The organism is Microbacterium sp. AZCO (assembly GCF_039614715.1).
Lineage (GTDB): Bacteria > Actinomycetota > Actinomycetes > Actinomycetales > Microbacteriaceae > Microbacterium.
The window spans coordinates 3,947,417-3,967,980 of sequence record NZ_CP154857.1 but is presented as its reverse complement, the minus strand read 5'-3'; the positions used below and the strand labels follow the sequence as shown (position 1 = coordinate 3,967,980).

Annotated in this window: 18 protein-coding genes; 5 read left to right on the top strand and 13 right to left on the bottom strand. The window is 70.3% G+C overall.

All coding sequences use genetic code 11. From position 1 onward, the window contains the following. Nucleotides 1–55: 55 nt before the first annotated feature. The 4 genes from AAIB33_RS18015 to AAIB33_RS18000 are packed head-to-tail and all read right to left on the bottom strand — an operon-like array spanning nucleotide 56 to nucleotide 4,424. On the bottom strand, nucleotides 56–1,003 hold the full coding sequence (locus tag AAIB33_RS18015; RefSeq protein ID WP_345801330.1) for a carbohydrate ABC transporter permease: 948 nt from the start codon (nucleotides 1,001–1,003) through the stop codon (nucleotides 56–58). Nucleotide 1,004: 1 nt separating this feature from the next. Further along, nucleotides 1,005–1,946: a sugar ABC transporter permease gene (locus tag AAIB33_RS18010; protein WP_345801329.1), complete on the bottom strand. Its 942-nt coding sequence runs from the start codon at nucleotides 1,944–1,946 to the stop codon at nucleotides 1,005–1,007. Between the two features lie 53 nt (nucleotides 1,947–1,999). Next, nucleotides 2,000–3,292, bottom strand: coding sequence for an extracellular solute-binding protein (locus AAIB33_RS18005; RefSeq protein ID WP_345801328.1), 1,293 nt, complete (start codon nucleotides 3,290–3,292; stop codon nucleotides 2,000–2,002). A gap of 37 nt (nucleotides 3,293–3,329) precedes the next feature. Then, nucleotides 3,330–4,424 carry a LacI family DNA-binding transcriptional regulator gene (locus AAIB33_RS18000; RefSeq protein WP_345801327.1) on the bottom strand — a complete coding sequence of 365 codons (1,095 nt, stop codon included), beginning with the start codon at nucleotides 4,422–4,424 and terminating at the stop codon, nucleotides 3,330–3,332. A 172-nt stretch (nucleotides 4,425–4,596) separates the two neighbouring features. On the opposite strand from AAIB33_RS18000, the gene AAIB33_RS17995 reads away from it, so the two are divergent. Then, a complete protein-coding gene (locus AAIB33_RS17995; protein ID WP_345801326.1) occupies nucleotides 4,597–6,330 on the top strand; it encodes a glycoside hydrolase family 68 protein in 1,734 nt (577 codons plus the stop codon). 80 nt (nucleotides 6,331–6,410) lie between these two features. Continuing rightward, nucleotides 6,411–8,045 carry a glycoside hydrolase family 32 protein gene (locus tag AAIB33_RS17990; RefSeq protein ID WP_345801325.1) on the top strand — a complete coding sequence of 545 codons (1,635 nt, stop codon included), beginning with the start codon at nucleotides 6,411–6,413 and terminating at the stop codon, nucleotides 8,043–8,045. A gap of 21 nt (nucleotides 8,046–8,066) precedes the next feature. Here AAIB33_RS17990 and AAIB33_RS17985 read toward each other — a convergent pair whose 3' ends face one another. The 5 genes from AAIB33_RS17985 to AAIB33_RS17965 form a co-directional block, all read right to left on the bottom strand. After that, on the bottom strand, nucleotides 8,067–9,110 hold the full coding sequence (locus AAIB33_RS17985; protein WP_345801324.1) for a LacI family DNA-binding transcriptional regulator: 1,044 nt from the start codon (nucleotides 9,108–9,110) through the stop codon (nucleotides 8,067–8,069). A gap of 168 nt (nucleotides 9,111–9,278) precedes the next feature. After that, nucleotides 9,279–10,601: an iron uptake transporter deferrochelatase/peroxidase subunit gene (gene efeB, locus AAIB33_RS17980; protein ID WP_345801323.1), complete on the bottom strand. Its 1,323-nt coding sequence runs from the start codon at nucleotides 10,599–10,601 to the stop codon at nucleotides 9,279–9,281. Between the two features lies 1 nt (nucleotide 10,602). Further along, nucleotides 10,603–11,835 (bottom strand): iron uptake system protein EfeO, encoded by a 1,233-nt coding sequence (gene efeO, locus AAIB33_RS17975; RefSeq protein WP_345801322.1) that lies wholly within the window; start codon nucleotides 11,833–11,835, stop codon nucleotides 10,603–10,605. Then, a complete protein-coding gene (gene efeU / locus AAIB33_RS17970; RefSeq protein ID WP_345801321.1) occupies nucleotides 11,832–12,869 on the bottom strand; it encodes an iron uptake transporter permease EfeU in 1,038 nt (345 codons plus the stop codon). The genes efeO and efeU overlap by 4 nt, the downstream gene beginning before the upstream one ends. Nucleotides 12,870–13,045: 176 nt before the next feature. Further along, a complete protein-coding gene (locus AAIB33_RS17965; protein ID WP_345801320.1) occupies nucleotides 13,046–13,501 on the bottom strand; it encodes a DUF3237 domain-containing protein in 456 nt (151 codons plus the stop codon). 198 nt (nucleotides 13,502–13,699) lie between these two features. On the opposite strand from AAIB33_RS17965, the gene AAIB33_RS17960 reads away from it, so the two are divergent. Together AAIB33_RS17960 and AAIB33_RS17955 are read left to right on the top strand one after the other, a co-directional pair. Continuing rightward, nucleotides 13,700–14,083 carry a DUF202 domain-containing protein gene (locus AAIB33_RS17960; RefSeq protein ID WP_345801319.1) on the top strand — a complete coding sequence of 128 codons (384 nt, stop codon included), beginning with the start codon at nucleotides 13,700–13,702 and terminating at the stop codon, nucleotides 14,081–14,083. Beyond that, nucleotides 14,080–14,412, top strand: a complete 333-nt coding sequence (locus AAIB33_RS17955) for a DUF202 domain-containing protein (RefSeq protein WP_345801318.1) — start codon at nucleotides 14,080–14,082, stop codon at nucleotides 14,410–14,412. Before AAIB33_RS17960 ends, AAIB33_RS17955 begins: the two co-directional genes overlap by 4 nt. A 121-nt stretch (nucleotides 14,413–14,533) precedes the next feature. Here the strand turns inward: AAIB33_RS17955 and rhaS are convergent, their stop codons facing one another. From rhaS to AAIB33_RS17935, 4 genes are read right to left on the bottom strand one after another with little or no spacing between them, the layout of a single operon-like run. Next, on the bottom strand, nucleotides 14,534–15,577 hold the full coding sequence (gene rhaS / locus AAIB33_RS17950; RefSeq protein ID WP_345801317.1) for a rhamnose ABC transporter substrate-binding protein: 1,044 nt from the start codon (nucleotides 15,575–15,577) through the stop codon (nucleotides 14,534–14,536). A gap of 41 nt (nucleotides 15,578–15,618) precedes the next feature. Beyond that, nucleotides 15,619–16,698: an ABC transporter permease gene (locus AAIB33_RS17945; protein ID WP_345801316.1), complete on the bottom strand. Its 1,080-nt coding sequence runs from the start codon at nucleotides 16,696–16,698 to the stop codon at nucleotides 15,619–15,621. Continuing rightward, the gene (locus tag AAIB33_RS17940; RefSeq protein WP_345801315.1) at nucleotides 16,695–17,741 is read right to left on the bottom strand and encodes an ABC transporter permease; all 1,047 of its coding nucleotides are present in this window, start codon (nucleotides 17,739–17,741) and stop codon (nucleotides 16,695–16,697) included. Before AAIB33_RS17940 ends, AAIB33_RS17945 begins: the two co-directional genes overlap by 4 nt. Further along, nucleotides 17,738–19,258, bottom strand: a complete 1,521-nt coding sequence (locus AAIB33_RS17935) for a sugar ABC transporter ATP-binding protein (RefSeq protein ID WP_345801314.1) — start codon at nucleotides 19,256–19,258, stop codon at nucleotides 17,738–17,740. Before AAIB33_RS17935 ends, AAIB33_RS17940 begins: the two co-directional genes overlap by 4 nt. Nucleotides 19,259–19,395: 137 nt before the next feature. On the opposite strand from AAIB33_RS17935, the gene AAIB33_RS17930 reads away from it, so the two are divergent. Beyond that, nucleotides 19,396–20,403 carry a LacI family DNA-binding transcriptional regulator gene (locus tag AAIB33_RS17930; RefSeq protein ID WP_345801313.1) on the top strand — a complete coding sequence of 336 codons (1,008 nt, stop codon included), beginning with the start codon at nucleotides 19,396–19,398 and terminating at the stop codon, nucleotides 20,401–20,403. Nucleotides 20,404–20,564 lie beyond the last annotated feature (161 nt).

Here is a 20,564-nt window from a genome sequence, read left to right as displayed (position 1 = left end):
GCCCGCGCAGCGCGGGCGGTCGTCTCGGCGCCGGCTCCGGCGGCATCCATCGGGCTCATCCCTTGACCCCGCTCGCCGCGATGCTGCTCACGAACGCGCGCTGGAAGACGAGGAACACGATGAGGACGGGGATCGTGATGAGCGAGGTGTACGCCATCACCTCGCCCCACGCCGTGTTGAGCTGGAAGAAGTACTGCATGCCGACCATGACGGGTCGGAGCTCCTCCTTCTGCACGACCATGAGGGGCCACAGGTACTGGTTCCACGCCGGCAGGAAGGTGAGGATCGCGACCGTCGCGAAGGCCGGGCCCGAGAGGGGCACGACGATGCGGCGGTAGATCGTGAACCAGCTCGCCCCGTCGATGCGGGCGGCCTCGTCGAGCGACTTCGGGATCGTCGTGAAGTACTGCGCGAAGAGGAAGATCGAGAACGCGTTCGCGATGAACGGCACGATCTGCACCTGGTAGGTGTTCAGCCATCCGAAGTCGTACTTGAGCACGCCGCCCTCGATGACGAGGGTCGGCAGCTGCGCGACCCAGTAGACCATCGGCACGGCGATCGTCTCGAACGGCACGATGAGGGTCGCGATGACGAGGGCCATGACGACGATGCGGCCGCGCCACTCGAGACGCGAGAGCGCGAATCCCGCCATCGAGTTCACGACGAGCCCGAGACCGACGGTCAGCACCGTGACGAGCACGGAGTTCCAGAGGAACTGGCCCACCGGCACGCGGGCGAAGACGCCGAAGTAGTTGTCCAGGCTGATGTCGCCGACCGGGAGGAAGGCCCTCGGCGAGCCGATGTCCTGCAGGATCTGGCTGTCGGGCTTGAGGCTCGAGACGAACATGTAGACGAGCGGGAACAGGAAGATGACGCCGAAGGCGCTGAGCGCGAGGTAGGTGAAGACGCGTCCTCGGACGCGGGACGCCTTCTCGCTCGTGGCCGCGCGACCTGCGGAGGTGCGCGAACGAGACGTCGTGAGGGCGGCGGTGGTCGCGGCCATGTCAGGCCTTCTCTCGGGTCAGTCGTCGCTGGATGAGCGCGACGAGGAGCACGGCGACGAAGAAGATGAGCGAGATCGCCGAGGCGTACCCGATCTCCTGCTGTTCGTAGCCCTTGCGGACGGCATGGAAGACGATCGTCGACGTGGAGGCCATCGGACCGCCCTGGGTCATGACGTCGACCTGGACGAAGAGGCCGAGCGCCGCGATGGTGATCGTCACGAGGACGAAGACCATGGTGGGCCGAAGGCCCGGCCACGTGACGTTCGTGAACTGCCGCCACGGGCTCGCGCCGTCCATCTTGGCCGCTTCGTAGAGCTCTTCGGGGATCGTCTGCAGCCCCGCGAGCCAGATGATCATGTGGAAGCCGACGGCCTGCCAGATCGACAGCACGATGATCGCGCCGAGCGCCGTCGACGGGTTGTTGAGCCAGTCGACGCCGCTCCACGCCCCGAAGGTCAGCGTGTCGATCATCGAGTTGATCAGGCCGTCCTTCTGGTACATGAACTTCCACAGGATCGACACGACGACGATCGACGTGACGACCGGGACGAAGAAGATCACGCGGAAGGCGGTCACTCCGCGCAGCCGCCGGTTGACGAGCACCGCCAGGAGGAGGCCGAGCCCCGCTTGGACGGGCACGACGACCAGCGCGAACACGAACGTGTTCCAGGCCGACTGCAGGAAGACGGGGTCGGCCGTGAACGCCCGCACGAAGTTGTCGAGCCCGACGAATCGCGGCGGATTGGGCGAGATGAGCCGCGCGTTCGTGAACGAGAGCGTGAACGCCAGGATCACGGGGATCGCGAGGAAGAGGATGAGCAGGATGCCGGCGGGAGCCATCATCGCGAGCCCGGCCCACGTCTCCCGGCCCTTGATGGAGCGGAAGCGGCGGAGCGAGCGGCGCGGCGTCTCGGCCGCCACCGTCGGAGGGGTGACTGTCATGAACGTGCCTTTCCGGGTGGTGGTGGGGGCGTGCGCCCCCACCACCGGACGGATCACTTGAAGCCGTAGCCGTCGTTCGAGGCGATGTTCGCGTCGATCTCGGAGACCGCGTTGTCGAGCGTGGTCTTCACGTCGGCGCCGCTCATGATGTCCTTCGCCGCCGACTCGAAGGTCGACGAGATGACGGCGTAGGCCGGCGTCTCGGGGCGGGGCACCGCGAACTTCTGCGACAGCTCGACGAAGGGGCGCAGCACGCCGTCGGTGCCGAAGTACTTCGACGCCTCGGCGGCCGACTCCGTCGACGGGATCACGATCTGGTTGTCGGCGAAGGCCGTGAGGTACTCGTCCTGGAAGCTGAACTCGAGGTACTTGCGTGCGCCGTCGGCGTCGGGGCACGTCGACGAGATCGCCCACTGCCACGAGCCGCCGCCGATCTTGGGCCCGTTGCCGAGGTCCGGCGGGGGCAGGATGAGCAGGTCGTCGCCGACGGCGTCGAGGGAGTCGAGCGCGTTCCACACGCCGGTGTAGCTCAGGCCCACCTTGTCGTCGACGAACTCCTGGTTGCCCACGGTGCCGCTGTTGCCGGCGTACCCGTCGGCGAAGAGCTTCTGGAACCACTCGCCCCACGCGACGGCCTCGGGGCCGTTGAGCGCCCCCTTCGCGCTGAGCATCGTGGAGCGGTCGATGAGGTCGCCGCCGAAGCTCTGGAGGAAGGGCGAGTAGGCGTACGGCCACCATTCGCCGGTGTCCTCGGCGCCGATGTCGATCGGGGTGTCGTAGCCGCCGGCCTTCAGGGCGGCGAGCGCTGCTGCGAACTCGTCCTCCGTCCACGGCTGATCGATCGTCGGGATGCGGATGCCGTTCTTCTCGAGCACCGACTTGCGCGCGAAGATCGCGAGCGCGGCGTCCCAGTACCCGGCCGAGTAGATCTTGTCGTCCCACTTTCCGACGGCGGTCGGCAGCAGGCTGCCGGTCAGCTCCTCGGGCAGGTCGAGGGGCTGGAGATATCCCGCCCACGCCCAGTTGGGCATGATGGGGCCGTCGAGATCGAGGAGGCACGGGAGATCGCCGGATGCCGCGGCCGCGACGATCGCGTCGTTGTAGGCGCCCTGCGGGAACGCCTCGTTGACGACCTCGTACTCGTCCTGAGACGCGTTGAAGTCGGCGATGATCTTGTCGTAGACCTTCAGCTCGGCCGGGTTGCCGGCGGAGTGCGTCCACATCGTGAGCTGGGTTCGGCCGTCGGCGGACTGGGCTCCGCCCTGACCGGCCTGCCCGCAACCGGTGAGGGCGAGCAGCCCCGTGAGGGCCGCCGTCGCGAGGATCGGGATCGTCCTGCGCTTCATTGTGGTTTCCTGTTCTTGTGACCGACGCCCGCGTCGATCACCGATCGGGGGCCGCCGACGGCGGCCGCTCGGTGTTGTGTGAAGCCCGTCGCCGGCTGGGTTTGGCGACTTGCGCCGGCGGCGGGCCAACGGAGTCTCGTCTGATGACGGGACACTCCATGAGGTGCGTGGCGTCCTGCTCCTCCCCCGCGCGGACGCCGAGCGCGGCCTCCATCGCCCAGCGGCCCATCTCGTAGTGGGGCAGAGCGACGGTGGTGAGAGGGGGGTCCTGCTCCGCCGCGACGAACTGCTGGTCGTCGTAGCCGACGATGGACAGATCGCGGGGGATGTCGAGTCCGCGGTGGTGCGCGGCGGCATAGGCGCCGACGGCGATGCGGTCGTTGAAGAAGAAGATCGCGGTGGGCCGGCGGTCCTCCGGCAGCGACAGCAGACGGTCGACCGCGTCGCGACCTCCGCGTGCGGAGATCTCGGCGTCGAGGTGCAGCGCGGGGTCGGGCTCGATGCCCGCTTCGGCGAGCACCTCGAGGTAGCCCTCGAGACGCAGCCGTGAGGCGATGGGCTTCGGCTCGACGGCATCCACGTAGGCGATGCGCCGGTGCCCCGCCGCCACCAGCTCCCGCACCGCCGCCGCGCCGCCGGCGCGGTCATCGGGAACGACGGCACGGTGGCCGCCGTTGGCGGGGCGGCAGTCGAGGAACACGGTGTCGGGGCGGATCCCCTCGGGCGCGTCGACGACACGATGCCACATGCACGCGTAGATCATGGCGTCGACCTGCTGCGCGGCGAGCGCCGCGATCGCGTCGCGCTCGATGCCGGCGTCGCCGCCGGTGTCGAGGAGGAAGACGAGGTGCCCGTGCTCGCGGGCGACGTCCTGGGCGCCGGCGAGCATGCGTCCGGCGAAGGGGGTCGTCGCGATCTGGTCGGAGATGAGCCCCACCGTGCGCGTGCGCTGCGTGCGCAGTCCTCGGGCGAGGGAGCTCGGCGCGTAGCCGACGGTGCGCGCCGCCTCGCGGACCCGCTCGCGCGTCTCGGCGGAGATACGCGTCTTCGCGTCGTTGAGCACGAGCGACACGGTGGTCACCGACACGCCGGCCGCTGCCGCGACGTCGGAGATCCGCACCCTGCTCGCCATGTCGATCCGACTCCTATGTTAAATCGATTTATCAGACGCATCAGAGTATGCATCGCAGCGGCCTCGGCGTCAAGCATCCGTTCCCCGGTTTGAGGTTCGCGCGATCTCTGTGCAAGCATGGACGCGTCATGCAAATCGATTTGCATGCCGAATCCATAAGGAGCCACTGCACATGCACACTTCGTATCGACGCCCCACGCGTCTCGTCGCGAGCGGTCTCGCGGCCGGCGCGCTGGTGGCCACGGCGCTCGTCGCGGGCTCGTCCGCGGCCATCGCCGATCCCGGCCTTCAGGACGGCCCCCAGCCCACCACCCACACTCAGGAGGCCTTCGCCCCCGACGCCGACTTCACCGCCAAGTGGACGCGGGCGGACGCGCGGCAGCTCAAGCGCCTCTCCGACCCCACCGCGCCTTCGCGGGCCAACTCGATGCCGGCATCCCTCACGATGCCGACCGTCCCGCAGGACTTCCCCGACATGTCGAACGGCAAGGTGTGGGTCTGGGACACCTGGCCGCTGACCGACGAGGCCGGCAACCAGTACTCGGTCAACGGGCAGGAGATCATCTTCTCGCTCGTCGCCGACCGCAAGCTCGGCTTCGACGACCGTCACGTCTTCGCGAAGATCGGCTACTTCTACCGCCCGGCCGGCATCCCCGCCGCCGAGCGTCCGGAGAACGGCGGCTGGACCTACGGCGGCCTCGTCTTCAAGGACGGCGTGACCGGCAAGATCTTCGACGACCAGTCCTACAGCCACCAGACTCAGTGGTCGGGCTCGGCCCGCATCTCGAAGAACGGCGAGATCAAGCTCTTCTTCACCGACGTCGCGTTCTACCGTGACGCCAGCGGCAAGGACCTCAAGCCCTACGACCCGCGCATCGCGCTCAGCGTCGGAAAGGTGCACGCCGGCACGAAGGGCGTGACCTTCACGGGCTTCGACAAGGTCACCGACCTGCTGCAGGCCGACGGCACGTATTACCAGACCGGTGCGCAGAACCCGTACTTCAACTTCCGCGACCCGTTCACGTTCGAGGACCCCGCCCACCCCGGCGACACCTACATGGTCTTCGAGGGCAACTCCGCCATGCAGCGCGAGTCGGCATCCTGTGACGCCGACGACCTCGGCTACCAGCCGGGCGACCCCCACGCGGAGTCCGTCGACGCCGTCAACGCCTCGGGTGCTCCGTACCAGATCGGCAACATCGGCCTCGCCAAGGCGAAGAACAAGGACCTCACCGAGTGGGAGTTCCTCCCGCCGATCCTCTCCGCCAACTGCGTGACCGATCAGACCGAGCGCCCGCAGTTCGTCATGAAGGACGGCAAGTACTACCTCTTCACCATCAGCCACCGCAGCACGTTCGCGGCCGGCCTCGACGGACCGGAGGGCGTGTACGGCTTCGTCGGCAACGGCATCCGGAGCGACTTCCAGCCGCTCAACGGCGGCTCCGGCCTCGCCCTCGGCAACCCGACGAACCTCAACTTCGCGGGCGGCCAGCCCTTCGCGCCGGACTACAACCAGCACCCCGGACACTTCCAGGCGTACTCGCACTACGTCATGCCGGGCGGGCTCGTGCAGTCCTTCATCGACACCATCGGCACGAAGGAGAACTTCGTGCGCGGCGGCACCCTCGCCCCGACCGTGAAGATGGACATCGGCGTGAACGGCGACGCCGCGACCACGGCTGTCGACTACTCGTACGGCAACGCCGGCCTCGGCGGCTGGGCCGACATCCCCGCCAACCGCCACCTGTTCACCACGGGCAAGCGCGGCGCGAGCGTCCCGGATGCCGCGGCTCAGCAGATCCGTGCGGCCGTCGGCCCTCAGCTCGACGACTACCTCGCCGGCAAGCCGGTCCCCGCACCGGTGAAGGCGCTCATCGAGAAGCTGCTCGCCCAGTACGGCGGCTGATCCGACGCGGATGCCCCGGCGCCCTGGCCGCGCCGGGGCATCCGTTCGCCCCCGACCCCGACTTCGCAAGGAGCGACCGCATGACGAGAACAGAACCCCGCACCCACGCCGCCCGCACGCGGCGCCTCGTGCTCGCCCTCGCGGCCGTCGTCGTGCTGCTCGTCGGTGTCGGCGTGGCGGTGCTCGTGCGACCGCCGGCGTCCGAGACGCCGGCATCCCCTCCTCCGTCGGAGCACCCCGCGGCGGATCCCGCCCGGCCGGCCGTGCATCTGACCCCCGAGCGGCATTGGATGAACGACCCGCAGCGGCCCTTCCTGCTGAACGGCGTGTGGCACTACTACTACCTCTACAACGGCGACTATCCGGACGGGAACGGCACCGCCTGGTACCACGCGACCTCGACCGACCTCGTGCACTGGACCGACGAAGGCGTCGCGATCGACAAGTACACCAACGGGCTCGGCGACATCTGGACCGGCACGGCGGTCGTCGACCACGAGAACACGGCGGGCTTCGGGCCCGACGCCGTCGTCGCGATGGTCACGCAGCAGTCCGACGGCGTCCAGCGCCAGTCGCTCTTCGTGTCGCAAGACGGCGGGTACCACTTCACGCCGTACGACGGGAATCCCGTCATCGACAACCCCGGCGTGCGCGACTTCCGCGACCCCCGCCTGCTCTGGGACGACGCGCATCGCCGCTGGGTGATGGCCCTCGCCGAGGGCGACGAGATCGGCTTCTACACCTCCCCCGATCTCAAGGACTGGACGTACCGTTCCGGCTTCACCACGGCGGGACTCGGGGTGCTCGAGTGCCCCGATCTCTTCCCCATGGCGGTCGACGGCGACCCGTCGCGCGTGCGGTGGGTGCTCGCCGCCGGCGCGAACGGCGCGGCCGAGGGCATGACGACCGGCACCGCCTACTGGGTCGGCAATTGGGACGGTGAGACGTTCACTCCCGATGACCGGCAGCACCAGTGGCTCGATCACGGCGCGGACTACTACGCCTCCGTCACGTGGGACGATCCGCGCCTGTCCCCCGAGGAGCGGCTCACGACGCGCTACGGCATCGGCTGGCTCAACAACTGGGCCTATGCGGGACACGTGCCGGGCGACGAGTGGCACGGCGGCTCCGACAGCATCGTGCGGACGATCCGTCTGGTGGATGCCGGGGGGCGGCCGTCGCTGCGATCGACTCCCGTCGACGGGCTGAGCACGCTCGAGGGCCCGGCGCACCGCACAGGTGCGACGACCGTCGCCGCGGGCGACGTGCGGGAGCTCGCTCGCGCCGGGTCGGCCGCCTACCGGATCAGGCTCGACGTCGCGGTCGACGATCTCCACGGCGGTGAGCTGCGCGTGCGCATCCCCCGGGGCGCGAGCGGCGCCTTCACGACGGTCGGCTACGACCCCGATGCGGGTCAGGTCTTCGTGGCGAGGGATGCCGACGCCATCGCCGCGCAGATGCCCGACGCCTATCGCGCTGTGCGGACCGCGGTCGTCGCGCCGGAGGACGGACGCATTCACCTCGACGTCATCGTCGACGCGGCCTCGGTCGAGGTCTTCGCAAACGGCGGAGCGGCGAGCCTCAGCATGGTGTCGGGCTCATCCGGACACCCGGGAGGGGCCGTGCGGATCGAGGCGAGCCGGGGCGACGTGCGCGTGGAGGACGCATCCCTCACCCCGCTCCGCGAGGCGCGGGTGACCCGCACGGCCGACTGACCTCGGTCGCCGGTGCGGCTGTCACGCGGCAGGCGGCGCCACCGAGCCGCGCTCGACGAGCCACCCCGGCATGAGATGCAGGCGCGGCGACGACTTCTCGATCTTGTCGAGCCGGGCGATGAGCCGCGACATCGCCCACGCCCCCATCTCGGCGTGCGGCAGGGCGACGGTCGTCAGCCCGGGATCGAGGGCGTCGGCGACGGGACGCAGGTCGTCGATGCCGACGACGGAGAGATCCTCCGGCACGCGCAGCCCGAGGCGGGCGCCGGCCTGCATGACGCCCATCGCGATCTGGTCGTTGAAGCAGATGATCGCCGTGGGTCGGTCGACCCGATCGAGCAGCGCGGCTCCCGCCGCCCGCCCGCCCGCCGAGTCCGACGTTCCCGACGAGATGTCGGCGGCCGTGAGCTCGATGCCGGCGTCGCCGAGCGCCGCCCGCACGCCGAGCAGTCGCCCCCGCGCCGCGCGGGACGGGTCGACGGTGTCGGCGTAGGCGATCCTCCGGTGCCCCTCGCGGACGAGGCAGTCGCAGGCGAGCCGAGTGATCTGCGCCTCGTCGGGCACGACGGCATCGACCTTCCAGCCGCGCTCGGGAGCGGCATCCATCAGCACGATCGGCACGTCCGAGGGCACCCGAGGCCTGATCACCCGCTGGTGGTACATGCGGGCGAGGAGCAGTCCGTCGACGCGCTGGGCGACGAAGCGGTCGACGATCGCCTGCTCGGCTGCGACGTCGCCGCCCGACTCGGCGACGAGCAGCAGCATGTCGCGCTCGAGGCCGGCTCCGCGGGCGCCGGCGATCATCTGTCCCGCGAAGGGCGTCGACGCGACGTAGTCGCCCACGAACCCGACCACCCCGGTGCGCTTGCGGCGCAGGCCGCTCGCGACGCGGTCCGGCGCATAGCCGAGGGTGGCCGCGACCTGCAGGATGCGCTCCCGGGTGTCGGCGTTGACCGCGCGCGCCCCGCTCAGGGCGTGCGACACGGTCGTGACCGAGACCCCCGCCGCCGCCGCGACATCGCTGATGCGCGCGCGTCCCGCGCGCGCCGGAGTCGGATCGGCCACGTGACCAGGCTATTGGATCGGGTCGGGCGGGGCCGGGCCCCTCCTCGCCGCCGGGCGCGCGGCGCCGAGACCCTATGACGTCGCCGACCCCCTACGTTGTTCGCGCCACCAGCCGGTGGTCTCGGCGAGACCCTAGGGTGTCGACGGGAGTGGGGGGAGAAGAAGGGCTCAGGCGAAGAGGGCTGCGCCCACGTAGGAGCCCTTCGCGGCACCGGGCGGGACCGCCCAGATGCCCGAGCCGACGTGCTTTATGTACTCGCGCATCGCGTCGGTCGCGAGCGTCTTCTGGATGCGCACGAACTGGTCGGGATCGCGCTGGAACGACAGGAAGAACAGGCCCGCGTCGAGGCGCCCGAGCTCGTCGTTGCCGTCGACGAAGTTGTAGCCGCGGCGGAGGATGCGGGTGCCGTCGTTGAACTCGGGATGCGCGAGCCGGACGTGGCTCGTCACGGGGATCGCGGGCGCGCCCGCGGCATCCTTCTCGGTGAAATCCGGGTCGGTGAACTCGCGCCCGCCGGAGAGAGGCGCTCCGGTGCCCTTCGAGCGTCCGACGATCGCTTCCTGCTCGGAGAGGCGGACGCGGTCCCATGTCTCGATGAGCATCGCGATCTTGCGTGCGACGAGGTAGGAGCCGCCCGCCATCCACGCGGGCTGATCGGATGCCGCGACCCACACGTGGTCGGCGAGGGCGTCGGTGTCGTCGGCGAGGATGTTGGCGGTGCCGTCCTTGAAGCCGAAGAGGTTGCGCGGCGTCTCCTGGCTCTCCGTCGTGCGCGACGTGCGGCCGAAGCCGAGCTGCGACCAGCGCAGGCGCGCCCGGCCGAAGGCGATGCGGCTCAGGTTGCGGATGGCGTGCACGGCGACCTGCGGGTCGTCGGCGCAGGCCTGGATGACGAGGTCTCCGCCCGACTTGTCCGGATCGAGGTCGTCGCCGAGGAACGGCGGGAGCTTCTCGAGTCCCGCGGGGCGCTGCGCCGCGATGCCGTAGCGGTCCACGCCGTCGGCCGTCTCGAAGAGGGTCGGGCCGAAGCCGAACGTGATGGTGAGTCCGCTCGAGGCGAGGCCGAGCGCCTCCCCCGTGTCGTCGGGCGGGGCTTCCGGCGATCCGCCGACGGCCCCGGTCGCGCTGACGTCGAGTCCCTGCGTCATGCGCGCCGCCGCGTACGACCAGTCCTGCAGCAGCTGCTTGAGGTCGGCGGCGTCGGTGCGCTCCATCATGTCGAACGACGCGAAATGCAGGTGGTCCTGCACGGGCGTCGTGATGCCGGCCTGATGCGCGCCGTAGAAGGAGTAGGCCGAGTCCGCGGCATCCTGATCCTTCGCGCGCGCCGCGATGCCCGCGACGGAGCCGGCGCTCGCGCCGATCGCGAGCCCCGCCGCGCCGGCGCCCGCGATCGCGAGGCCGAGCAGGCCGCGCCGCGAGACGCCCGAGGGCCCGGCGGGCCGATCGGCCGCCGGGCCCGGGGACTGCTGCGGAACGCTCGAGCTCACGTCACTCCAGGATCGTCGAGGTCAGCTGCGAGAGCGGCTCGGCGAGCGCGTTGATGAGGTCGGTGAGCTGGCGCTTGTCGTCCTCCGTGAGGGCGGTGTACGGCACGAACCCGGCCGAGAGCGAGCCGTACGCGGCGAGCGCCGTCTCGAGGTCGCTGTAGCCCGTGTCGATCTGCTTCACGAGGTTGGCGCCCTTGTCGCCCTGCGCCGACGCGAAGTCCTCGACGAGCGAGACCGCCATCTTCGAGCCCTCGACATTGGCCGCGAAGTCCGAGAGGTCGGTGTGCGACCACCAGTCCTCCTCACCGGTGATCTTGCCCGTCGCGACCTCGTTGAGGAGCGCGATGGCGCCGTTCGAGATGCCCGCGATGCCCTGCGCGTCGAGCGTCTTCTCGAACTCGCCGCCGTGCACGTAGTCGTAGAGCTCCTGCACGTCGGCGATGAGCTGGTCGCCGTAGGACGCGCGCTCGGCGGGGGTCGACGGAGCCCAGTCCTGCCACGCAGGCGTCTCGCCGTCGGAGTTGAGGGCGTCCTGCGCGGGCACCCAGAGATCCTTCTCGAGGCGGTGGAAGCCCGTCCAATCGAGGCCCTCCGCAACGGCATCGACCTCGCGGTAGTCGATGCGCGGGTCGAGGTCGCCGAGCGCCTCGGCCACCGGCTCGATGCGCTCGTAGTATGCCCGCACCTGCGGGAACTGCGCCTGTGCGGCGGTGTCGTCGCCCGACTCGTACGCCGTGACGAACGCCTGGACGGCGGGCACGAGCTGGCCGACCTGGTCCTTCACGAACGCCGCGTAGAGGTCGACGGCCTGCTGCTTCTGCTGGGCGTCGTCGCCCGTCGCGGCGACGGCATCGCCCGTGACGGTGAACGGGGCCTTGCCCACGCCGTCGCCGACCATGCCCGGCTTGCACAGCGTGTAGTAGTCGCCCGGCTGCGCCGTGACGGTGAGGGTGCGGGATGCCCCGGGGGCGATGTTCTCGGCCTCGCCGACGATCCGCAGCCCGTCGTCGGCCAGCAGGTAGAACTCCGTGACGTCGCTGCCGCTGTTCGTCACCTCGAACGCGAGCGTTCCGCTCTTCGCCGTCGCCGACGAGACCGCGCACGTGTCGGCGGTCGACGTGACGGTCAGCCCGTCATCGGTCGCAGCGGCGTCGGCCTTGGCGACGCAGCCCGCGAGCGCGAGGGTGCCGACGACGCCGAGGGCGACGGCCCCGGCGAGACGATGGGAGGTCATGCTTCTCCTTGCCGGACGGCGGTCGAGAGGGTGATGGGGGATGCCGGGGCCCGACGCGCGGTCGATGCCGCGCGGGAGTCGTCTCCGACCCGCGGGGCCTCGGCGTCGCCGGCCCGGGCGGCCTCGGCGTCAGCGGGGCGCGACGAGGTGGAGGCCGCGGGGCTGCGGCGGAACTGGAGGCGAGCCCACAGGCCGCCGACGATCACGACGTAGAGCACCCACGCCACGACCTGCAGCCACGACATGCGCGGCATGAAGCCCACGGTCGCCTGCAGCACGGTCGCCAGCGCGCTGCCCGGCGGGATGGCACCCGTCACATCGAACGCCCAGCCGAAGGGGAAGGCCTGCAGACCGACGAGCACGGCGCCCGTGGCGGGGTCGACGGGCGCGGCGTCGGTGAAGGGACCCGGGAGCGCGCCCGCCTCCTGGAGGTCGAGCACCGCGTAGGCGAGCACGCCGGCGGCGACGATGATGAGGAACGCGCCGGTCCACGTGAAGAAGCGTCGCAGGTCGAGGCGCAGCATCCCGCGCGCGAGCAGCCACCCGAGCACGACGGCGGCCGCGAGTCCGAGGAGGGCGCCGAGGAGGGCGGCCGGAGCATCGCCGAACGACTGCACCATCGACCACAGCAGCAGCGTCGTCTCGACGCCTTCGCGGGCGACCGAGACGAACCCGATCACGACGATCGCCCACATGCCGCCGCTGGCGAGCGCGCGGGCGACGTCCGACTCGAGGCTGCGCTTGAGGGTGCGCGCCGTGCGCTGCATCCAGAAGATCATCCAGGTGACCATGGCGACGGCGACGACCGACAGGAGTCCGCCGAGCAGCTCCTGGGCTTCGAAGGTGAGCGTGTAGGCGCCGAAGGTGAGGATCCCGCCGATGACGAGCGCGAGACCGACGGCGAGGCCGACGCCCGCCCAGAGGCGCGGGAGCACGTCGCGGCGGCCCAGTCGCGTGACGTAGGCGACGAGGATGCCCACGACGAGCGCGGCCTCGAGCCCTTCGCGAAGGCCGATGAGGAGGGTGGCGAGCACAGCGGTGTCCGGTTCTGGAGGTGTCGGGGAGCGGGCTGCCTCGCCGAGCGTTCACATCGGTTGTGAGGCAAGCCTTACCTACAAAGAGTAGATCGGGATGCCGTCACCGGCCAAACCCGATCCTCGGAGACACGTAACCTGGCGCGTCGAGCCGCAGCCGGTGAGGACCGCCCGGATCAGGTGACGCGGTACGCCGTGTAGCGAACGGCGTCGGCGTCGCGGACGCAGGACGCCACGTACAGCGAGCGTTCGAACTCGGGATGCGCCGACGACTCGATCGTGACGACCGTCCGGAAGTAGTAGTCGGCGGGATCGACGGCCTCGCCGCGCAGCAGCGCCTCGAGCACCTCGGGCGAGCCGCTGCGCACTCCGACGGCGTGAAGGTAGAGGAACGACCCGTCCGCCGCGCGGGCCGTGTAGCGTCCGTCGATCTCGATCGAGCCGTCGGCGCGGACGAGCTGCCAGTCGGCGCCTCCGGGCAGGATCTCGCCGTCGAACGCACCGGTGACGGTCCCGCCCGTGATCGGCACGACCCGTCGATGCCCCGCCCGCGTGACGCCGTGATCCTCGAGCGCACCGAGCCGCACGACGACCTCGAACGCCGGCTCGAGCTGCGGAACCGGCGGGTTCATCGCTTCCACACCGGCAGCTCGAGGCGCGAGGCGGCGGGCGCGGCGTGCCGGGCGTCGAGCGCGCGCGTGATGCGCTGTCGCAGAGCGGTCATTCGCCGACGATGACGATGCTCATGGCGAGGACTTCCTGGTCGGGGGCCGTGGGCAGACAGTTTCATGTGTGAACCCTCGGCGCGTCAAGAGCAGGACGAGCGGTGGATGCCGCACCCCGGCCAGACTGGGAGCGTGACCCGCTTCCCACGCTCCGTCTACGAGGTCGGCGACGAGCCCGATGTGCGGTTCACGCTCGCCAACGAGCGCACGTTCCTCGCGTGGATCCGCACGGCGCTCGCGCTGCTCGCGGGCGGCGTCGCGCTGGAGGTGCTCGGGCTCGACCTGCACGCGGGGCTGCGGCTCGCGGCATCCCTCGTGCTGCTGATCTCGGGGGCGCTCATCCCCGTGCTCGCGTGGGTGAGCTGGATGCGCACCGAGCGCGCGATGCGACAGGACCGCCCGCTGCCCGCATCGCTGCTGGGGGTGTTCCTCACCGTCGCCGTGACGCTCGCCGCCGTGCTCGTGCTGCTCGCGGTGCTGCTGCGATGACGGCGCGCGATCCGGGTCTCCAGCCTGAGCGGACGGAGCTCGCGTGGCGGCGGACCGCCCTCGCCTTCGCGCTGGGATGCCTCGTCTCGATGCGCCTGCTGCCCGCGGCGCTCGGGAACGTGCTGTGGGTCGTTCCGGGCTTTCTCGGCCTCGTGGCGACGGGCGGGCTGTGGCTCGGCGCGCAGCGGCGCTACCGGAGGTTCGAGGCGGCGCTCGACGGCGGGCGGCGCGCAGACCTTCCGGACGGGCGGCTCCTGCTCGCGCTCGCGGGGCTCACGACGATCGCGGCGCTCGTGGGCGTCGCCGTCGTGTTCGCGCTGCGGTTCTGACGTCAGCCGATCGGCGTGCGACCTCACCGGACGCCCGGATCGGCGCCTCGCCTCCGGTGCGCCGCATCGCCCCGCCTCATGCCGAAGGCCCCGGCGATGCCGGGGCCTTCGGGGGCGACTCCTAGAAGTCGAAGTCGCCGATGTTGTCCTTCGTGAAGACGTACGGGTCGCCGAGGAGCACCGTGGCGTCCTTGCCGACCGTGAACGAGCCGAGCTTGCCGGCGTCGAACGTGTCGCCGTCCTTGCCGGTGATGTCGCCCTTGATGAGCGCGGCGGCGGCGTACGCGGCGAGGTATCCCAGGTCCTCGGGGTTCCAGAGCGCGAACGAGGTGACGGTGCCGTCGTTGACGTACTCGCGCATCTGGTTCGGCGTGCCGAGACCGGTCAGCGCGACCTTGCCCTTGTACTCCGAGGTCGACAGGTAGCGGGCCGCGGCGGCGATGCCGACCGTCGTGGGCGAGATGATGCCCTTCAGGTCGGGGTACGTCTGCAGGAGGGCCGCCGTCTTGTCGAACGACGTCTGGTCGTCGTCGTCACCGTACGCGACCTCGACGAGCTTGATGTTCGGGTGGTCCGACGCCAGCAGCGTCTTCATCGTCTCGATCCAGGCGTTCTGATTGGTCGCGTTGGCCGAGGCCGACAGGATCGCGATCTCACCGGCATCCCCGATCTGCGTCGCGATCTCGTCCACCTGCACCTTGGCGATGCCGTCGGCGGTCGCCTGGTTGATGAACAGGTCGCGGCAGTCCTTGTTCGTGTCGGAGTCGAAGGTGACGACCTTCACGCCCGCCGACTTCGCCTCGTTGAGCGCGTCGCAGATCGCTTCGGGGTCGTTCGCCGAGACGATGAGGGCGCCGGCGCCCTGCTGTGCCGCGGTCTGGATGTAGCTGACCTGCGAGGTCGGGCTCGCCTCCGACGGGCCCACCTCGTCGAGGGTGCCCTTGAACTCCGCGGCGGCCGCCTTGGCGCCCTTGGTCGAGGTGTCGAAGTAGGGGTTGCCGAGGTTCTTGGGCAGCATCGTGATCGACAGGTTGGCGTCGCCGCCGCTGCCGCCGGTCGAGTCTCCGCCGCCGCTCGTGCCCGAGCATCCGGCCGCGAGCAGGGTCACACCGACGGCGAGAGCCGCGATGACCCCCGCGCGCCGGGAGCGCGTGAATTCGAACATCATTGTTTCCTTCCTTGGTGCGAGGTCTTCGCTGTGGGTGGTTACCGGGTGGCCCGTTCGGACGGGGAGGAGACCCCGGCCTGGCCCTTCTTCCTGCCGATGGCCGCAGAGCGTCGCTTCTGCAGCCAGGCGAGGAGGCTTGCCGACACCACGGAGAGGATGAGCAGCACTCCCGTGATGACGTTGATGATGTCGCTCGTGATGCCCGCCAGTCGCAGCGAGCTGCCGAGGACGCCGATGAGCAGCACGCCCGCGATGACGCCGTGCAGCGCACCGCGGCCGCCGAAGATCGACACGCCGCCGAGGAGGACCGCGGCGATGACCTGCAGCTCCATGCCCGTCGCGTTGTCGCCGCGGGCGTTGGAGTAGAGGAGCGTGAAGTAGACGCCCGCGAAGCCCGCGACCGTGCCGGACAGGGTGAAGAGGACGAACTTCGTGCGCCCCACGTCGATGCCCGAGAACGCCGCCGCCTCCTTGTTGAGGCCGATCGCGTAGAGGGTGCGCCCGAACGGCGTGAAGTGCAGCAGCACGGCGAAGATGATCGCGAGGATCACGAAGGGGATCATGATCGCCGGGACGGGGGTGCCCGGGATGTTGGCCTTGGCGAGCTCGGTCCAGTCCTGCGGGAAGTCGGTGATCGCCGTCGTGCCGAGGAGGCCCACCGCGATCCCTCGGTAGAGGGCGAGCGTGCCGATCGTGACGGCGAGGGACGGGAGGCCGACGACCGTGACGAGGAATCCGTTGAACACGCCGGCGATGAGGCCGACGACGATCGCCGCGAGCGCCGCGAGCGGGAACGGCCAGCCGCCGTGCGTGAGGAGCCCCGTCATCACCGAGCTGAGCCCGACGATGCTCGCGACCGACAGATCGATCTCCTCCGTGATGATGATGAGCGTCATCGGCAGGGCGATGAGGAGGATGGGCGCGATGTCCCGCAGCAGGTACGTCACCGTCAGCGGGCTGTCGAAGTGCGGCACGACGGCGAGCGAGACGACGACGACGAGGACCAGGAGAGCGATGATCGCCATCTCGCGCGTCAGGAGGAAGCGTCGCCAGGCCGGACGGCCGTAGGCCTTGTAGGTGCGCGCGGGCACGGCGGTGGTCGTGGCGGCGGCGGTCATCGTGCCTGCTCCCTCTGTGCGATGAGACGTCGATGCTGGCGGACCGCGAGCACGCGGTCGAGGACGATGGCGCCGAGGATCAGCACGCCGACCACGGCGCGCTGCCAGAAGTCGTCGATGCCGAGGATCGGCAGGGCCCGGTTGATCGTGAGCAGCAGGTAGGCGCCGATCGCCGCGCCCCAGACCGTGCCGACGCCGCCCGAGATCGCGACACCGCCGATGACCGCGGCGCCGATCGCCTGCAGCTCCCAGCCGAGGCCCGCGCCCGAGCTCACCGTGCCGTAGCGGGCGGCGAACAGCACGCCGGCGAGGCCCGACAGGGCGCCCGAGACGACGAACGCGGCGATCACGCGGCGGGTGACGTTGAGGCCGTAGAGGTGAGCCGCGGCGGGGTCGGAGCCGATCGCGTAGAGCTCGCGACCGCTGCGCAGGTTGCGCAGGTACCAGGCGGCGACCACCAGGACGACGACGGCGATGATCGTGAGGATCGGGATGAACAGGATCTGCCCCGTCCCGAGCCCGCGGAAGTCGGCGGGGAGGTCCGACGCGTTGATGCGGTTGCTGCCGGTCCACGCGACGTTGATGCCGCGGTAGATGTACATCGTGCCGAGCGTGATGACGAGGGCGGGCACCCGGGCGAACGCGACCAGCGCGCCGTTGATGACACCGAGGATCCCGCCGAAGACGATGCCCGCCGCGAAGACGGCGATCACCGGGATCCCCTGCACGTCGATGAAGAGCCGGCCCGTCAGGTAGGCCGTGAGGCCGACGATCGAGCCCACCGAGAGGTCGACGTTGCGCGTGATGATGACGATCGCCTGGCCGACTGCGACGAGCAGCAGAAGCGACGGGGTCAGCAGCAGGTCGCGGAAGCCGTCGCTCGAGAAGAGGAACGCTGGGTTGCGCAGCGTCGCGAAGAGGATGACGAGCAGCAGCGCGATGACGATGCCGGTCTCGCGAGCCGTGGCGATGTGCTTGACGATGCGGGATGCTGCGCTCGTGCCAGCGGCGGGAGCGGTGGGCGGAGTGGCGACCGCGGTCATCGGGCGACCTCCTCGTCGGCGGTGGCGGCGAACATGACGGTCTCGGGCGTCGCCTCTTCTCGGGTGAACTCGCCGGTGAGCCGGCCCTCGCGCATCACCAGGACGCGGTCGGCCATGCCGAGCACCTCGGGCAGCTCCGACGAGATCATGAGGATCGCGAGTCCCTCCTGCGCGAGCTGGCTCAGCAGGCGGTGCACCTCGGCCTTCGTTCCGACGTCGATGCCGCGCGTCGGCTCGTCGACGATGAGCACGGTGGGCTCGGTCGAGAGCCACTTGCCGAGCACGACCTTCTGCTGATTGCCGCCCGACAGGGTGCCGGCCTCCGCGTCGAGTGCGGCGGTCTTCACCTCGAGGCGGCTCGCCCACACCTCGGCGGCCCGGTTCTCCAGGCCGCCCCAGATGAGGCCCCACTTCGAGAGCTTCGAGCGGATCGCGAGCGTGATGTTGCGGGTGACGCCCTCGTCGAGGACGAGACCCTGCTTGCGGCGGTCCTCGGGCACGAGCGCGAGCCCGCGAGCCGTCGCGACCCGCGGATCACCCTTCGCGAGGGGCTTGCCGTGAAGGCGGACGCGGCCCGAGTCGTAGGCATCCACTCCGAAGACCGCCCGCGCGACCTCGCTGCGACCGGCGCCCACGAGGCCCGCGAGCCCGACGATCTCGCCCGCCCGCAGCGTGAACGAGATGTCGCGGAAGACCCCCGTGCGGGTCAGGTCCTCCACCTCGAGCACGACGTCGCCGGCCTTCGAGGGCAGCTTCGGGAAGAGCTCGGTCACGTCGCGACCCACCATCTGGCGGACGAGCTCGTCGACCGTCGTCTCGGCGATCGGCGTCGTGCCGACGTAGGCGCCGTCGCGCATGACGGTGACGGTGTCGCACAGGGCGAAGACCTCGTCGAACCGGTGCGAGATGAACAGCAGCGCACGGCCTTCGTCGCGCAGGCTCCGCGCGACGGCGAAGAGCCGCTCGACCTCGACACCCGAGAGGGCGGCGGTGGGCTCGTCCATGATGAGCACCGTCGCGTCGAGCGAGATGGCCTTCGCGATCTCGATGATCTGCTGGTCGGCGATCGAGAGGCCCTCCGTCACGCGGTCGGGATCGATCGACACGCCCAGGCGCTGGAAGATCTGCTGCGTCTCGACGCGCATCGCCTTGCGGTCGATGCGGCCGAGGCGGTTCGTGGGCTGACGGCCCATGAAGATGTTCTCCGTCACCGACAGGTCGGGGAAGAGCGTCGGCTCCTGGTAGATGACGGCGATTCCCGCGGCCTTCGACTGCGCGGTCGAGGTGAAGTCGACGGGCTCGCCGTGCAGCAGGAACTCGCCCGCATCCCGGCGGTAGAGCCCGGCGACGATCTTGACGAGCGTGGACTTGCCGGCGCCGTTCTCGCCGATCAGGGCGTGGATGGATCCGGGCCGCAGCGTCAGCGTGCCCGAGCGGAGAGCCACGACGGGTCCGAAGGACTTGACGACGCGTCGCAGCTCGAGTGCCGGTTCCGGCGAGGTTGTGCCATCTGTCACGGCGCCGCTCCTCCTCGTTGAGGTGAAAAGATCATGAATCGATTCAGGTCAGGTTCAGGCATACTCTATGGAGGACGTTCACTGCGGTCAAGTCATCCGCCGACAGTGACCGAATCGTGACTCGAAGAGGAGGTTCCGTGCCGGCGAGCATTCGCGATGTCGCGCAGCGTGCGGGTGTGTCGGTGGGCACCGTGTCGAACGTGCTCAATCGTCCCGACGAGGTGTCGGCCGAGTCCGCCCTCCGCGTCAACCGCGCGATCGAGGAGCTGGGCTACATCCGCAACGACGCCGCCCGCAAACTCCGCGCGGGCGTCAGCACCACGGTCGGCTTCGTCGTGCTCGACGGGCAGAACCCCTTCTACAACGACGTCGTCCGCGGGGCCGAGGACGAGGCATCCCGGCACAACATCGCGATCCTCTACGGAAACACCGACGAGGATCATTCCCGAGAGCGCATGTATCTCGACCTGTTCGAGGAGCAGCAGGTGCGGGGACTTCTCATCGCGCCGTACGGCGACGTCACGACGCGACTGCAGCGCCTCCGCGCGCGGGGCATCGCCGCCGTGCTCGTGGACAGGTTCAGCGGCGACGGCAAGTTCTCGTCGGTCTCGGTGGACAGCGTCGTCGGCGGACGCATGGCCGTCGAGCACCTCATCGAGGGCGGGCGACGGCGCATCGCCTTCATCGGGGGCCCCTTCGACATCCGGCAGGTGAGCGATCGGCTCGCCGGCGCCCGCGCGGCTGCCGAGAACGCCGACGCGCGCGTCGACCTCGAGGTCATCCACACGGCCGCCATGACGGTCGCCGACGGCGTCGAGGCCGGCGCCCGGCTGCTGCAGCGCCCCCGCCGAGAGTGGCCGGACGCCCTCTTCGCCGCCAACGACCTGCTCGCGCTCGGACTGCTGCAGTCCCTCGTCGTCGACGGGCGGATGCTGGTGCCCGACGAGATCGCGATCATCGGGTTCGACGACATCGCCTTCGCCGGCGCGGCCGCCGTGCCGCTCTCGTCGATCCGGCAGCCGAGCCGAATGATCGGGCGCACGGCGCTGCGGATCGTCCTCGAGGAGGCCGCCGACCCCGACAGCATCCCTCGGCAGACCGTCTTCCCGCCCGAGCTCGTGGTGCGGCGCTCGACCTCGAGCTGAAGCGCGCCGGCCCCGACGTCGGAGATGTGCGCCGGAGTCGGAGGTTTCGGCCCGAATCCTCCGACGGTGGGGGGAATCTCCGACGAAGCGCTGCGGGGCGCACCGCTGCGCAGCACCGCGAGGGCGGTCTACCCATCCTCGTCAAGGGGATGCCGCGCAGC

Excerpts from the sequence above, each read along its gene's own strand:
- AAIB33_RS18015 (WP_345801330.1), bottom strand. The coding sequence starts at position 1,003 with ATGGCCGCGACCACCGCCGCCCTCACGACGTCTCGTTCGCGCACCTCC.
- AAIB33_RS18010 (WP_345801329.1), bottom strand. The coding sequence starts at position 1,946 with ATGACAGTCACCCCTCCGACGGTGGCGGCCGAGACGCCGCGCCGCTCG.
- AAIB33_RS18005 (WP_345801328.1), bottom strand. The coding sequence starts at position 3,292 with ATGAAGCGCAGGACGATCCCGATCCTCGCGACGGCGGCCCTCACGGGG.
- AAIB33_RS18000 (WP_345801327.1), bottom strand. The coding sequence starts at position 4,424 with ATGGCGAGCAGGGTGCGGATCTCCGACGTCGCGGCAGCGGCCGGCGTG.
- AAIB33_RS17995 (WP_345801326.1), top strand. The coding sequence starts at position 4,597 with ATGCACACTTCGTATCGACGCCCCACGCGTCTCGTCGCGAGCGGTCTC.
- AAIB33_RS17990 (WP_345801325.1), top strand. The coding sequence starts at position 6,411 with ATGACGAGAACAGAACCCCGCACCCACGCCGCCCGCACGCGGCGCCTC.
- efeO (WP_345801322.1), bottom strand. The coding sequence starts at position 11,835 with ATGACCTCCCATCGTCTCGCCGGGGCCGTCGCCCTCGGCGTCGTCGGC.
- AAIB33_RS17965 (WP_345801320.1), bottom strand. The coding sequence starts at position 13,501 with ATGAACCCGCCGGTTCCGCAGCTCGAGCCGGCGTTCGAGGTCGTCGTG.
- AAIB33_RS17960 (WP_345801319.1), top strand. The coding sequence starts at position 13,700 with ATGCCGCACCCCGGCCAGACTGGGAGCGTGACCCGCTTCCCACGCTCC.
- AAIB33_RS17955 (WP_345801318.1), top strand. The coding sequence starts at position 14,080 with ATGACGGCGCGCGATCCGGGTCTCCAGCCTGAGCGGACGGAGCTCGCG.
- rhaS (WP_345801317.1), bottom strand. The coding sequence starts at position 15,577 with ATGTTCGAATTCACGCGCTCCCGGCGCGCGGGGGTCATCGCGGCTCTC.
- AAIB33_RS17945 (WP_345801316.1), bottom strand. The coding sequence starts at position 16,698 with ATGACCGCCGCCGCCACGACCACCGCCGTGCCCGCGCGCACCTACAAG.
- AAIB33_RS17940 (WP_345801315.1), bottom strand. The coding sequence starts at position 17,741 with ATGACCGCGGTCGCCACTCCGCCCACCGCTCCCGCCGCTGGCACGAGC.